The organism is Bacillus methanolicus PB1 (assembly GCF_000262755.1).
Lineage (GTDB): Bacteria > Bacillota > Bacilli > Bacillales > Cytobacillaceae > Bacillus_Z > Bacillus_Z methanolicus.
In genome coordinates, this window is the sequence record NZ_AFEU01000001.1 from 493,250 (window position 1) to 508,705 (window position 15,456).

The window sequence follows — 15,456 nt, forward strand, 5'->3', positions numbered from 1 at the left end:
CCATGATGAATGACTAACGTTTCAAATTGTTTATCTAAATGTTCCATCCTCATCCCCCTTGTATTGAAAAAATACATCTTAATTTTTAGTATACGATGGGGAGATTTATTATGTAAGCGCTTTCTGAAAAATCTTTACTCGCTTTATCAGCGAGTCCGGCATTCAATTCCTGCGAACAAACAATGATATGTTGTGAAAATGAGGTTATTTTCTTGAAAATCTTGTTCGTATATGTTCATCATTTCTTTAAGGACGGAAGGTCGCTGGAAGTATGGACCTTTGTTGCTATTGGTTGCGCCTATTTTTCTTAGTGAGGTAAAAAAGTCTTTGACGGAATGAAATCGTTCCGTTTCAATCGTTTCTGTTCCGAAAATCGTCGAAGTTGGATGAACCGCTTGAACAGAGCACTCACACAGTTCCAGCAAGTCCTCTAATGTGTAAAAAGGCTGGCCGAGGCGAGCGTTTGTATCAAGCTGTAACTTTTGCATCGCTCGTTGAAAGGAAGTATGAAGTTCTTGAAATGTCTTGCATCCAAAGGTTGAAAAAAGAATCATTCCATCTCTGTTTAAAATGGAGCTTAGACGAGAAAGTGTCGATTCCAAGTGATTCAGCCATTGAAATGTGGCATTAGAGAGAATGAGATCGTACCGGTCATTTAGCTCCATTTCCTCGATATCACCGCAGAGGAAGTGAATCCGCTTGCCAGAAATCCGCTGTTTGGCGATTTCAATCATTCCCGGAGCCAAGTCGATGGCGGTGATGGTCGCATGTTGAAAATGACGGGACAGTTTGGCAGTGAGATAGCCTGTCCCACAACCGATTTCAAGAATATGAAGCGGAGACGAATCGCTTCTTTTCATCATTAACTGTTTCAATAAGCAATCAGCCATTTTTTTCTGGACGTTTGCGAATTGGTCATACGTTTTTGCACTTTCGCTAAATCTTTTTTGCAGCAATTGTTTATCGATCATCCTTTTCCTCCTGCAAACGTTTCAATCAGCCGGGCGCATTCATCTGTTTTTGTTAAAAACGGAACATGTCCGGTTTTAGGCAAAAATTTTAAAATCGCATTTTCACGTGTTTGTTCTGCTATATAACGCGAAGCTGCCGGTGGACAGATGGCGTCTTTTTCGCCATGAACAAGTAAAAGTGGTGAGGCGATATTACGCAGATCGAAACGAACATCAGCTGTCATTAAATAATCGAGTCCAACAAGAAGTACTTGATCGTCAGAGTTGTGAAAATAATGTTCAAAATCAAGTGCTTTTTCTTGTTCCTCTTCACAAAATAGCGAAGCAAAAAATGAAGAAAGTGTTTGCTTGCGATTTCGAACTAATTGCCGTTTCATTCGTTCGACTACTCGCCGTTCCCAGCCAGCGTCATAGCCATCTCCCTTAATAAATCGGCTCGTTCCGCTAATGAGAACAAGTCGATCGATTTTCTCTGGAAAGGAATTGGCAAGCTCTAAAGCAATGAGTGCCCCGAGCGACCAGCCAATTGCAATGAAAGAAGAAAGACCGTTTTCTTCAACGAGTTGAACTGCCTTTTGTTTATAATCGGCCATCGTTTCAACTCCATCCCATTCGACATAATAAACGGAAAAAGATGTTTTCAATTTTTCGGCAAGCGGTGACCAAATCGTTCCTCTCATTCCCCATCCTGGAATGAAGACGATATGTTTTTGCTCTTTCATGAAATAATCCCCATTTCTTGACCGATTGAAGCGATTTCGTTAATCGCCCGGTCTAGTTCATCCTTCGTTAACGTCGCCATGAGAGAGAAACGAATTCTTGCAGTCCCTTCTGGAACCGTGGGAGGCCGAATGGCGACAGCCGCAATGCCTCTTTCCTGCAGTCGTTCACTAAATTGCACCGTTGACTCATTGGAGCCGACAATCACTGGTACAATTTGTGTCACGCTTGTACCAATGTTGAAACCGAGATCACGAAGTTTTGTACGAAAATATTGACTATAATCGTGAAGCTGTTTCCGGCGCGCTGTCTCTTGTTGGACGATATGAATCGCAGCTTGAATCGAACCTAATACAGCGGGCGGCAATGCCGTTGTAAAAATGAAACTCCTCATTTTATTCACAAAATAATTAATCAGCCACTTTTTTCCGGTCACATATGCACCGAAAGAGCCGAGTGCTTTGCTGAATGTCCCCATTTGTACGTCCACTTGTTCTTGAAGACCTAAATCATAAACAAGCCCCTCTCCTCCTTCACCGTAAACGCCGCTGCTATGGGCCTCATCGACCATTAAAATCGCTCCATACTTTTCTTTGAGTTCAACGAGCCCTTTTAATGGAGCAATATCGCCGTCCATACTGAAGACGGTATCTGTTACAATAAGTTTTCGCTTATGTTGCGGTGCTTTTTTTAAAAGTGCTTCTAAATGATCAAGATCGTTATGTTTATAGCGCTTCATTTCCGCTCGGCTTAAAATAATTCCATCATTTATGCTTGCATGGTTCCATTTATCACTAAACACGAGGTCATTGCGACCGACGAGAGCAGAAAAGATGCCTATATTGGCTGTATATCCGCTGTTGAAAATAAGTGCTGATTCTGTTCCTTTCCATCTCGCCAGTTCTGTTTCTACACGTTCATACAGGGAATAGTTTCCAACAATTAATCTCGATGCCGTAGAGCTTGCACCGTATTTATTTGCCGCATGTTTACTTGCTTCAATGAGCCGCATGTCACCAGCTAATCCAAGATAATTGTTTGACGCAAGATTGAGAAGCTTCCGGCCATTCATGATGATGGACGAATCGTTCAAAAAATCGATGGATGGTAAGCTCCTTCTTTGCGCTTTTGTCTCTAAATGCAGCAATTCTGCTTTCATTTGTTCCTCCCACGAGCGCATCCTATCCCACCTTATCCACTAAAATGTTAACCTTAAATAATATTAAGTTAACATAATAAACAATCATAACATATGAAAATAATTCAAACAATCTTTTTCTTAATTCTATTCAAAAGAAACATTTACATTTTTAAGACCCGCCTACGGCTGCCTTATCAAGATCAACTAATTGTGAAAATAACTCCTCTTTGTAAGGAACGATGTTAAACTGTTTTTTGGTTTGGGATAAAAAAGAGACAGGAATGCGTTCCTGTCTCTGATTTCTTGATCAATCATGGAAATTCGTGCCGTCTGTCGTAGCTTTGACTATACCTGCCCGGATGACAAAGTCACCGAAGTGCTCGCCTTCCTGCCGTTCTTTTGCGTAGCGGGAAAGAAGCACACGCAATTCGCTCAAAATTTCTTCTTCCCCGATGTTTTCGCGGTACATTTTGCTTAAGCGGCTGCCGTCAAAAGCTGCGCCAAGATACATATTGTATTTGCCGGGCGCCTTGCCGATAAATCCAATTTCGCCGAGCGCATGCCGGGCACAGCCGTTCGGGCAGCCAGTCATACGGATGGTAATTTCTTTGTCGCGTAGACCGTTTTCATCAATAATGGCATCAATCTTGTCAAGAAGGACGGGCAAATAGCGTTCTGCTTCTGCCATCGCAAGTCCGCACGTCGGAAGAGCGACGCAAGCCAGGGAACTGCGGCGGAGTGCTGTATAATGCTTGCCATCTGTCAAACCGTATTGCTCGATCAATTCACTTATCTTTTCCTTATTCTGGCTGGATACATTGGCGATGATCAGGTTTTGATTGGCCGTAAGCCGGAAATCACCGGTATGGATTTTAGCGATTTCGCGCAGGCCGGTCTTCAGTTTATAATCATCAAAATCCGCAATGCGTCCGCCTTGGACAAACAGCGTAAAATGCCATTTTCCTTGAACGCCTTCCACCCAGCCGTAACGGTCGCCGTTATGGTCGAAATGAAACGGTTTCGCTTCGACAAGCCTCCAGCCGAGGCGGTTTTCCAGTTCATCCTTGACTGTTTCCAGCCCGAGCCGGTCAACCGTGTACTTAAACCGGGCATTTTTGCGTTCCGAACGGTTCCCGTAGTCACGCTGTATCGTGATGACTTTTTCCGCCACCTCAAGAATTTGGCCTGGTGTACAAAAACCGATTACTTTGGCAAGCTGCGGATATGTCGTTTTGTCGCCGTGCGTCATACCCATGCCGCCGCCGATCGCCACGTTAAAACCGACAAGCTTGCCATCTTCAACAATCGCAATGAATCCAAGGTCCTGCGAAAAAACATCAATGTCATTTGATGGCGGAACGGCGATACCGATCTTAAACTTCCGCGGCAAATAAAGCGGTCCGTACATTGGTTCAACTTCTTCCATTTCAGGCGTGCCAGCCACTTTTTCTTCATCAAGCCAAATCTCATGATATGCTTTTGTGCGCGGCAACAAATAATCGCTTAATCGTTTCGACCATTCATATACTTCGGAATGAATCTCAGATTGAAATGGGTTCGGGTTGCACATAACATTCCGGTTCACGTCCCCGCACGCCGCAATCGTATCCAAAAGGGACGCATGGATTTCCTGGATCGTTTTTTTCATATTCCATTTTAAAATCCCATGCATTTGAAACGTCATGCGAGTTGTCAGTTTTAAGGTGCCGTTTGCGTTTTTTTGGGCAAGTTCGTCCATGACAAGCCATTGGGCCGGAGTTGCTACACCGCCCGGCAAACGGACGCGGAGCATGAACTGATAGGCAGGTTCAAGTTTTTGCTTTTGGCGTTCGTTGCGCAGATCCCGGTCATCCTGCAAGTAACTACCGTGAAATTTCATCAGGCGATTGTCATCATCGGGAATTCCGGCGCTGAGCCGGTCCTGCATCGATTCCCTCAGCGTGCCGCGTAAATAGTCGCTTTTTTCTTTAATGCGTTCTACATCGCTTGGCGGTCCTTCCGGGGCTTTTAAAATTTGGTGCAACATGTTGCAAAACTCCTTTCATACAGAAAATTAATATACATCACGCTGGTAACGTTTTTGCTGCTGCATGCCAGCAAGATAGTCTTCCGCTTTTTCACGGCTCATGCCGCCTTCTTTTTCGATAATCTCAAGTAAAGTGTTATGGACGTCATGTGCCATGTTTTTCTCATCGCCGCAAATATAAACAACTGCTCCTTCTTGAAGCCACTCAAACAATTCTTTGCTGTGTTCAAGCATGCGGTGCTGCACATACACCTTTTCATCCGTGTCACGCGAAAACGCGACATCCATTTTCGTCAGCACGCCGTCTTTCAGCCACTTTTGCCATTCTGTCTGGTAAAGGAAATCCGTCACGAAATGCTGGTCGCCGAAAAACAGCCATGATTTTCCTTTCGCCCCGATTTCTTCACGTTCCTGCATAAAGGAGCGGAACGGGGCAATGCCTGTTCCCGGTCCAATCATGATGATCGGCGTATCCGGATTATTTGGCAGTTTAAAGTTTTGGTTATGCTGAATGTAAATCGGTAGCGTGTCCCCTGGCCGCAGACGCTCCGCACATAAAATCGAGCAGACACCTTTTCGTTCGCGGCCGTGTGTATGATACCGGACGGCGCCGATTGTTAAATGCACTTCATCCGGATTCGCGGATAAACTGCTCGCAATCGAATAAAGGCGGGGCGGCATTTTTCTGAGAATGGAGATAAACTCTTGCGCCGATACACTCCACGGACCAAAATCACGGACCAAATCAAGCAAATCGCGCCCTTCAAGATATGCTTTTAATTTTTCTTCATTGCCCGGTGATAATAACTTACGTAATTCTTCATTCGCTGAAAGCTTCGCCGCCTTTTCAAGAAGCGGTTTTGTTAAAACAGTAATTTCAAAGTGGGAGATGAGCGCTTCTTTGAGCGGTCGGACATCTCCTTGTTTATTGACCGTCACGATTTCTTCCGGATCCCATTTCATTTCCTCAAGAAGCATGCCCACAAGAGCCGGATCGTTTTCCGGATAAATTCCGAGGCTGTCACCCGGTTCGAATGTGAGACCAGACCCTTCAAGCGATAACTCGATATGGCGCGTTTCTTTATTTGAGCCACGACCGTTCAAATTGATATTTTCAAGCACTTCTGCTCTAAACGGATTTGTTCTGGAATACACCGATCCAACTGCCTGAGGCGTTGAACCTTGCGGAAATTCAGCCTTTTCTTCATTCTCTTCCCTTAAGCCGTCAATGACTCCTTCAAGCCATTCGACCGCCGGCTCATCATAGTCAAGATCGCAGTCAAAGCGCGGATAAATCCGAGTGCCACCAAGCTCTTCTAACCGAGCATCAAATTCTTTTCCCGTTTGGCAAAAAAACTCATACGAGCTGTCACCTAGCGCCAAAACAGAAAAGCGGAGACCGTCAAGCTTTGGCGCCCTCCTGCCATGAAGAAATTCATGGAACGACAGAGCATTATCCGGAGGGTCGCCTTCTCCATGTGTGCTCACGATAATAAGCAGGTTTTGGACCTTCTTCAAATTGTTCGGCTTAAAATCGCTCATCGACAAAACTGTTGCCTGAAATCCGCGGCCCTCAAGCGTCTTTCCTGCCTTCTCCGCTAGCCCCCGGGCGTTGCCCGTCTGGGATCCGTATAGAATGGTCACTTCTTTTGAGATTGTCTGCCCGGTGCTCCCCGAAGGAAGTTCTGCCGCCGGCACTTCTGGAGTTCCCAAAACGAAATTAGAATGGGACGCAGCCAGATAACCGCTCAGCCAGACTTTTTGTGTTTCTGTCAATGTCGACAGAAGGCGGTTTAGTAGATCTGCCTGCTCCTGATTAAACGGACTGTTCATTACTTGAAGTTGCAACGGTATCCACCTCACAAAGGAATAAAAACTTATCTTAGGTACTCTTATTTAAAATGACAGTTTTCAAAATTTCTTCCGTTTTACTTTTAAGTGAAAAATGATTCTTTTTATCGAATCTAGATTTTCCCTATAAATTAAGTCGGTTATAATGTTATAAACCATCCGAAAATGACTAGGGATAGGCTCTTTTCAAGGTTATTTATCGTAATAGTATGATTTTTAACAAAAGTTTTAAATTAACTTTACCTTAAAACACGGCATTAGTAAAATAAATATAAATTATTATTACTATTAAGATTACTAATAATAAGGCGGGATATCTTTGTACTATGAAGAGTTAAAAACATTTGTAACCCTTGCAGAAGTTAAAAATTTCACAAAAACAGCCGAAATCCTTCTCATGTCACAACCAACTGTAAGTTTGCACATAAAAAATTTGGAAAAAGAATTCCATACAAAATTATTTCTGCGTTCTCCAAAATTCTTGCAAATCACCCCATCCGGAGAGATTTTATATGATCGCGCAAAGCAAATGATCACGATCTATGAACAGACTAAACAAGACATTCTCGAACATGATAACTCCATAAAAGGAGTATTAAAAATAGGCGCTAGTTTTACAATCGGCGAGTATATCTTGCCTACTTTACTTCTTGACCTTCAAAACGACTATCCAGAACTTGAACTGCAAGTTACAATTGGAAACACGGAAGAAATCGTTCAATCTGTCCGGTTGTATCAAGTCGATATAGGCTTAATTGAAGGTCAAACAAATGAAAAGGAGCTTTCCGTACACTCTTTTATGCAAGATGAGTTATTTATTGTTTCTTCGAACAAACATGAACTTGCCTGTAAAGATGAAGTTACAATGGCTGACCTTCAAAATCAAGCATGGGTAACCAGAGAAGTTGGATCAGGTACACGTGAATATCTTAACCACGTCATTCGTTCAAATGGTTTGAAAGTGAAATCGCTTCTTACCATAAGCAGCAATCAGGGAATTAAAGAAACACTGATCAATGGTATGGGGCTTTCTCTCCTATCCCGCAGTGTCATTGAAAGAGATGTACAGCATAGGAATCTTTCTATTATACAGTTGAAAGATCAGTCCTTTTACCGAACGCTTTCCTACATTTATTCCCCCATTTTGCAAGATAAAAAGAACGTGAAGACTTTTATAAATGCATTAAACAAAAAATGGCCTAACAGCAAGAAAGAAATCCAATTTTGAGCTTGCTTTTTTGTCCCTAAATTGTCTGCAGTGGCCCTGTTTATGATGCAATCCAGCAGCTCTCCAGTGATTGATCTTGATACGGTAAAGGAAAGCAAGTGTAGGACCGGTTTTAGTTATTTTGATAGCGATCGTAATAGCACTTCAACCACTAACACTCATAATATGAGCGGGACGATATTTACCGCCCCGCCCATCTGCATATGGAACCTATACGCCTTCTCCGGATTAAAGGTTGACCTTTTGTTTTCTCAAGGATAAAATGAGAGACAATCAAATGAACAAAGGAGTATTTATTTCTATGCCTAGCTTTCAATATGGCAGGACAACGATAGATTATGCAGTAGAGTATAAGCCAGAAAAGCAGGACGTCACGATATCTGTTGAGTGGTTAGAAGGAGTCAAAGTAGTTGCTCCTGAGGGAATAGATCCTACACTTTTAGATTCTATCCTTTATAAAAAAGCCCCATGGATTATTGATAAGTGGCAGGCATTGAATCAAATTTCCGATCCCCCCGCTCCTAAAGAATTTGTAAGTGGGGAGAAATTTGCTTATTTAGGGCGTAACTATCGGCTAAAAGTATTGAAAAGTGAAGAAGTTATAAAGCCAATATTTCTATTTAAACAAAGTAAATTTATTGCTACGCTACCTCCGCATTTAACAGAAGAAGAGAGAATACCATACTTTCAACAAGCATTCAAAGACTGGTATATACGTTACGGAGAAAAGAAGTTGCAAGAACGTCTGGAAGTTTATCATTCTAAAATGGGTGTCATTCCGACAAAGATTAAATTAAAAGAACAAAAAATGCGCTGGGGGACATGTACAAATGAAGGGGCCATTTATTTAAACTGGAGAATTATGATGGCGCCAATGCCGATTATCGATTATTTATTAGTACATGAATTGGCCCATATGAAATATCCAAATCATTCAGATGATTTTTGGCATTTTGTTAAATCTGTGATATCGGACTATGAACAGAGAAAAGAATGGTTACGTATAAACGGTCCAACATTAACTTTATAGATGACGAAAGCCTCCTTAAGTCAGGAGGCTTTCAATCGTTTATCGTTTGTAATGCACCATTGCTAATGACATAATCTGTTGGGTTACGCTTTCTAATTGGTCTTTAGGGATAATACTGGCCCGCAGTTGCTTTTTAATTTTCTTCCTCATCTCACGTTTCACATCTTCTTTATTCACCCAATCAATTGCTAGGCTTTCTTCTGCAATGATGTCTGTTACAAGATGTGTCAACGCATCAATCGCATCTTTATGTTCTTCGTCTGGAAGAAGCTGTTGAAACAATTGATAAAACGGATATTGAAGCCGATTGGGGATCACGGTTTTCTTCATCCAATTCCTAAGACGTTCGATCAGATATAGTAAGTAAGGTACTTTAAATAAGAGAAAACAAAAATAAGTCTTCTTTTATTAATGTTGCAGCATCACACCTTTTCCAGATAAATAAAAAGCACCCTTAAAAAAGAGTGCTAAACAATGTAATCATCTAAATTTTCAATTTCGTCTGTTCGACCATAAAGAAAAGCTTCATATTCCTTACATTCTTTTAAACTACTTATTAATTGAGTAAAGTATTCCTCATTATATAATTCTTGTGATTGGACAATATTAATAAAAGATTTAGCAGTTGAACAGAAAGTCTTAGTAAATTCTATGCCATTATATTTTGTCTCAACATACGATTGTGATTTTCTAATCCAATCTATTATTTTTTCATAATTACTCTTATTAAGATTATATTTTAAATCTTCGCCTTCTTGAATTAATTTTTTTATTTCCATATTAGCACCTTCCCTTCTTTACTATTAATGTTTCGACACAAAGAGAGGAATTTCCTCTTTAATCTTGAAAAGAATTTAATATTCAATTTTTAAGTGCAATAAACATTGTATTTGCAGGTCTACAGCTGGACAATAAATAGTTGTTTAACCTGATTGTATTCTTCTCTCAAATCCTTTAGAGACCGGCCCTGTTTAGAATATACCCGTTTACATATACATTGATCTTGCCAATCTTTTCAGCGCATACACTAATTACAGCATTCTTAAATTTAAAAGACTTTATAAAATCCTTATCAAAAGAATTCCACTTATTCAAATCTTCATCAATTCCCACCCCTAGATACTTTACATAAGCCTCTTTCCTTGTCCATATTTCAGAAAATTTCACTCCCTGTTTCATCCGTTCTTTTTCCTCATCATGTAAAATCCAACCATACGCCTCTTCTTGATAGTCTATACTTAACGACTCAATATCCACACCAACAGGACCTTCTCTACTAACTGCTAATACCAAATACTCTTCATTATGAGACCAATTTACAAATCCTTCATCATTGACTAATAAAGGTTTTCCTCTTTCATCTCTCCAAATTTCCACTTCGCCTAAAACAGACTTTACTAAAAGTAAAGAAAGTATGGATTCTCTACCGTTTCCATACTTCTTTATATACATCTGTTCTTTATCGGTGATGATGCTCTCATTTATTTCTTTTTTGCAAAACTTCCAGTCTTGAAATATATATACATCCACGATCCCACATACCACCAAAAAAAAGAAGTATCAGGATTACACTAATACTTCTTTTACTAATTTATTAGCCTTAATAAATCCAACTTCCAAAGCATGATCTATTAATTTTTTAACATATTCTTTATTGATTTCAGGAATATTTTTTATTCCCAAAGAAGTCATCGTATCCCTGCTATCAAAGACCGCTTCAGAATCTTTCGCACCGTCACCGTCTAATTGTGCAACCAATAAATTTCTAGCTTCCTCAGAAGTTTCTAGATTTAATACAAATTCTTCATATTCTATCTTATCCATCAATTCTACCTTATAACCCACTTTATTCAATAACTCTATAAATTTGCAATAATGAATAGGTTCTGGATGATTGACATGATAGACCCGTCTATCATGATGAGTTTTCAGCAGGGAAGTCGTTAAAACTGCACTGGCAAAATCAATGGGTGTAAAATCAACCATCCAATTTACATCAGGTGCTTTTCCAACTAGTATCATTAATTTCATCATCCGATAAAATGCATTACGATCAATGTTCTCCTGAAATACTCCATCAGATGCTCTTCCCGTTAAATTTCCCATTCTATAAATAAATGATTGATAGCCTTCTTTGACTTTATCTAAAACCAATCTCTCAGCTTTCAATTTCGTGTCTGTATACACATTATTTAATTGCAAATCCTCCGGAATATTGGTTTTTCCTTGTAACTCCATCCACTTTCCTTCTAATAGTAAATCTTCCACAGTTCCTACCGTTGAAATATGATGGAATACCAAATCTGGATTCACATCCAATAGTTCTAACATATGTTTCGTACCTTCTACATTGACTTTCTCAAAATGCTGCCGCTCTCCATAATGCCTAACATCCGCGGCACTATGTACAACAGCATCAGCTTTGAAAGCTAACTCCTTAAACTGGTCTACAGGCAACCCTAAAAATCTCTGTGTTAAGTTTCCATTCACCACGTGAATATACTCATTCATCTCCATGTGAAAATATTTATTCAACTTTTCTTTCAATCGCTCTTCAGGTTGGTTTCCTCGCACAATCGCATACATATGAATTTTCTTATCGGCCAATCTTTTCAATAAGTGACTACCGAGGAATCCGGTTGCCCCTGTTAATATCACACTCTTTACTTTAGGTAAGATCTTATCTACTTTTAACACAGGATATTCTTTTAATTGTACAAATGTTTTTTCTTTTACTTGAACCGCTTTTTTGTGCTCTTCCATTGTTTTTGCGGCTAATTTTTCTACTGTGCGCAAATCAAAGAAATCCTTAATAAATAATCCTCTATACTTTTTCTTTATCTCTGCTAATACTTCAATAATTTTTAAAGAATGTCCACCAACTTCAAAGAAATCTTCTTTTATTCCAATTCCTTCAATGTTTAATACTTTTTTCCACGCATTTAAAATATCTTCCTCTACCTGATTTCTAGGATGTACAATATCATCGGTCACTAATATTACTCGATCAGCTTCAGTCATCGCTAATTTCTTTCTATCTACTTTTCCTGTAGGAGCAAAAGGCAACTCTTCAATTCTTTTCATTTTAGAAGGAATCATGTAACGCGGCAATTTCTTTTTTAACTCATTGATAATAAAAGCATGGCCCAACTCATTCGTAGAAATGTAAAAAGCTTTTAATATTTTCTCTGCGTTGTCTTCTTCTACGACTACTACAGCATCATGAATTCCTTCAATCTGACACATCCGATTCTCAATTTCAGAAATCTCAATACGATGTCCTCGAATTTTAACTTGAGTATCTTTTCTATCGATAAACACTAAGTTCCCATCTTCTAATTCTTTTACTAGATCTCCGGATTTGTATACCATTCCTTCAAAAATATCCTCAAAAGGATTTTTAATAAACACTTCTGCAGTTTTCTCTGGTTGATTCAAATAACCTAAAGAAATACCTGCAGATGCAATCCACAATTCACCAATCTCGCCTACTTTACATCTCTCTTCTTTCTCATTCACTACATATAACTTAGTACCATCAATTGCTTTTCCAATTGGAACACTATACAAATTTTCATCTATTTCATCAGGTACCTTATAATACGAAGCCGCTACCGTCGTTTCCGTTGGTCCATATAAATTAAATAATGTCGTTTCATTTCCAAACTGCTTTTTAAAGTTTCTTGCAACCTCACCTGTTAGCAATTCTCCTGCTACTCCTATAGCCCTTACCTTTCCAAGTTTCCGTTTGCCATGTGTTTTAGCATATTTTGATAACTGGTTACAAAATACAGTCGGTATGGCAGGAATGACAGTAATTCCTTCTCTATCGATTGTTTTAAGAAAATGTTCAGCAGACATTCTATCCTCATCATCAATTAAATACAAAATCGAACCATTAAATAAGGAAACAAATGTTTCAGGTACTGAAGCATCAAAACTAAACGTAGCAAATTGTAATACTCGATCTTCCGGTCTAATATTGAACACTCTCTGTTTCCATGAAACTAAATTTAATACCCCGACATGTCTCAATAAAGTACCTTTAGGATTGCCGGTAGTGCCTGATGTATAAATCACATAAGCTAAATCATTCTCTTGAATGTTTACCGATACATCTTCATCATTGTCAGCTAAACAATCCAACAATATATTTTTCGATCTTACATTTAGTTTTTTAATTTTTTCAAGCCAATCTGATTTCGTTATCAAAAATGGTGATTGAGTATCTACGATAATATATCGATTTCTTTCTTCAGGATGTGCTGGATCTAATGGTACATACGCTCCACCAGCTTTTAAAATGCCTAAAATGGAGACTACAGTATCGACGCTTCTTTTAAGAAAAATGCTTACAAACTGTCCTTTTTTTAGTCCATTTTTTATTAATTCCAAAGCTACACGCGACGATTTTTTATCTAGTTCTTTATATGTTAAATATCGATTCTTATCTTTAATCGCTATTTGATCCGGAAATTTTTTTACAGATAATTTAAATCCTTCCACAATATTCTTCATTTGATACCCTCCATTCTTGTTGAATAACCCTCTTTTAGGAGGTTTCAATTATATGTTAAATTGATCACTAAGCTTTTTTAATTCTTTTGATGTTTCTGTTAAGTAACTCACTGTCTCTTTTATATTTTCAAACGAAGATTCTTGTTCCTGGATATTTTCTACAATATCATCATATCTTTTAGTAATATTTTCAGCGTTGCTTGACAATTCAATAATCATAGCAGAAGATTCTTCAACTCCTGCAGAAATTTGTTGAGAGGAAGAAGAGACTACTTGCAATTTATTAGCTACTTCCAATATAGAATCATAAATCTTTCCAAATACTTCATTTGTACTTACTGTAATTTCAATCCCTTCACTCACATCATTTTTTATGATTTCCATAGAATCTACTACTTTATTTACTTGTTCTTTTACTTTATCAATCAGTTTTTGTATGTTCTCTACCGAGTTTGCAGATTGCTCCGATAATTTTTTCACTTCATTTGCTACTACAGCAAATCCTTTCCCTTGCTCGCCTGCTCTGGCAGCCTCAATCGAAGCATTTAATGCCAATAAATTTGTATTATTTGAAATATTGGTTATTACTTGTAATATTTCTTGAATTTCATCCGACACAATCACAAGCTCGTTGATTGCTTTATCGGAGTTTTCTACATTAAGATTAATTTTCTCCATCTGCTCTGCAACTTTATCAGTAGACGTTTTCCCAATATCAGAAAGCTTAGTTACCCCTTCTGAAAGCTCATAAACTTCATTCGTATTATTGGCAATGCTAATTATTTCTTTAGAAATCTGTTCCACCGAAACCGAAGACTCATTAATAGATTTAGCTTGTCTTTCTAATAATTTTTGTACCGTTTCTACCGAGTTTGTAATATTGTAAGCTGCTTTATAACTTGTTTCAAACGATGCATAAAGTCTTTCTGAATTCTCGGCAATCTCTTTCGAAGTATGTCGAATTCTACTTACCGTACCTTTTATTACATTGATCATTCCATTAAACTTTTGATTCACCTGGCCTAATTCATCTTTTCCTTCTTTCACAGAAATATTCAAGTTTCCTTTACTTGCTTCTTCAATACCTTGCATTAAATTAGTTAACGGCTTTAATGAAATTTTTAATAAAAAATATTGCACTGCAATTAATAACATTAAAATAACAATTAAAGAGATTCCTGAGTTGAACAGTAAATCTTTTTGCCCTTCCGCTATGTTTGAAGCATCTATATCAACTCCAAAATAAGCAAATACCTCACCTTTACTATTTATAATCGGATGTAAAATTGTCATCCAAGTACCTAAATCATCTTTATAAATTTTAGTAAATTGAACTTTTTTTTCTTTCTTTAAATTCTTAATTGCTTCCACTACCACATCAGGCTGAGCATACATATCCCCTACTTTTAATCCTGATTCTCTCAACACCTCCCATATTTTGGTAGAATTCGCGACAATAGATGTTTCATTTCCATTCTTCCCCGCCAATTCAGTACCAAATATGTATCCTTGAGCAATATTCGGATTATATTCACTTAACTGATCTAATAAAGCAGTTAACTCTTGATGTTCTTTACTTTTTATATCTTCGGTTTTATAAGCTTTTTTTACTTTATCGGCATCTATCTTCTTCATCCAAGATCTTGTAATTTCTTCCGATTGCTGTTTTAACTGATTTTCTAACAAATTACCTTGGATAATATAGCCCATCCCAATAAGTGCTACTCCTACAATCACAACACTCACTATCGAAAACAACATATTCTTGGTGAAAAAATTCATGTTTTTTAACAATTTTTATTCCTCCTCAAAATGAAGTAGCATTTTATTATGTAAATGCTAGTTTGCTGCTTGAATTTACATAAATACAGATTGATTTTCAGACATATGTATAAACCATTTGAACTATTCTTTTACTTCACTTGATTATACAACTTATGTCGATTTTTCAATCTGAACTTACAAAAAAAA

12 protein-coding genes are annotated in these 15,456 nt (G+C 38.4%); 2 read left to right on the top strand and 10 right to left on the bottom strand.

Going from position 1 to position 15,456, the window contains the following annotated elements; translation table 11 throughout:
- Positions 1–146: 146 nt before the first annotated feature.
- The 5 genes from bioC to PB1_RS02300 form a co-directional block, all read right to left on the bottom strand.
- A complete protein-coding gene (gene bioC, locus PB1_RS02280) occupies positions 147–971 on the bottom strand; it encodes a malonyl-ACP O-methyltransferase BioC (RefSeq protein WP_003350505.1) in 825 nt (274 codons plus the stop codon).
- Entirely contained in the window at positions 968–1,693 is a 726-nt protein-coding gene (locus PB1_RS02285) for an alpha/beta fold hydrolase (protein ID WP_003350507.1), read from the bottom strand. Before PB1_RS02285 ends, bioC begins: the two co-directional genes overlap by 4 nt.
- A complete protein-coding gene (gene bioF / locus PB1_RS02290) occupies positions 1,690–2,871 on the bottom strand; it encodes an 8-amino-7-oxononanoate synthase (protein ID WP_003350509.1) in 1,182 nt (393 codons plus the stop codon). Before bioF ends, PB1_RS02285 begins: the two co-directional genes overlap by 4 nt.
- 268 nt (positions 2,872–3,139) lie before the next feature.
- Complete coding sequence (gene cysI / locus PB1_RS02295) at positions 3,140–4,858, bottom strand: assimilatory sulfite reductase (NADPH) hemoprotein subunit (protein ID WP_003350510.1); 1,719 nt, start codon at positions 4,856–4,858, stop codon at positions 3,140–3,142.
- A gap of 27 nt (positions 4,859–4,885) precedes the next feature.
- Positions 4,886–6,706 (bottom strand): assimilatory sulfite reductase (NADPH) flavoprotein subunit, encoded by a 1,821-nt coding sequence (locus tag PB1_RS02300; RefSeq protein ID WP_003350511.1) that lies wholly within the window; start codon positions 6,704–6,706, stop codon positions 4,886–4,888.
- Positions 6,707–7,028: 322 nt separating this feature from the next.
- Here PB1_RS02300 and PB1_RS02305 point away from each other — a divergent pair, with 322 nt between their 5' ends.
- Positions 7,029–7,937 (top strand): LysR family transcriptional regulator, encoded by a 909-nt coding sequence (locus PB1_RS02305; RefSeq protein ID WP_003350512.1) that lies wholly within the window; start codon positions 7,029–7,031, stop codon positions 7,935–7,937.
- Positions 7,938–8,214: 277 nt separating this feature from the next.
- Positions 8,215–8,967, top strand: a complete 753-nt coding sequence (locus tag PB1_RS02310) for a M48 family metallopeptidase (protein ID WP_238533074.1) — start codon at positions 8,215–8,217, stop codon at positions 8,965–8,967.
- A gap of 39 nt (positions 8,968–9,006) precedes the next feature.
- Here PB1_RS02310 and PB1_RS02315 read toward each other — a convergent pair whose 3' ends face one another.
- From PB1_RS02315 to PB1_RS02335, 5 genes are all read right to left on the bottom strand, one after another.
- Positions 9,007–9,285: a type I restriction enzyme endonuclease domain-containing protein gene (locus PB1_RS02315; RefSeq protein ID WP_003350514.1), complete on the bottom strand. Its 279-nt coding sequence runs from the start codon at positions 9,283–9,285 to the stop codon at positions 9,007–9,009.
- Positions 9,286–9,434: 149 nt separating this feature from the next.
- A complete protein-coding gene (locus PB1_RS02320) occupies positions 9,435–9,746 on the bottom strand; it encodes a hypothetical protein (RefSeq protein ID WP_003350515.1) in 312 nt (103 codons plus the stop codon).
- 175 nt (positions 9,747–9,921) lie between these two features.
- Positions 9,922–10,497 carry a 4'-phosphopantetheinyl transferase family protein gene (locus PB1_RS02325; protein WP_003350516.1) on the bottom strand — a complete coding sequence of 192 codons (576 nt, stop codon included), beginning with the start codon at positions 10,495–10,497 and terminating at the stop codon, positions 9,922–9,924.
- A 36-nt stretch (positions 10,498–10,533) separates the two neighbouring features.
- The gene (locus PB1_RS02330) at positions 10,534–13,485 is read right to left on the bottom strand and encodes an amino acid adenylation domain-containing protein (protein WP_003350518.1); all 2,952 of its coding nucleotides are present in this window, start codon (positions 13,483–13,485) and stop codon (positions 10,534–10,536) included.
- Between the two features lie 48 nt (positions 13,486–13,533).
- A complete protein-coding gene (locus PB1_RS02335; protein WP_003350520.1) occupies positions 13,534–15,279 on the bottom strand; it encodes a methyl-accepting chemotaxis protein in 1,746 nt (581 codons plus the stop codon).
- Positions 15,280–15,456: the final 177 nt, after the last annotated feature.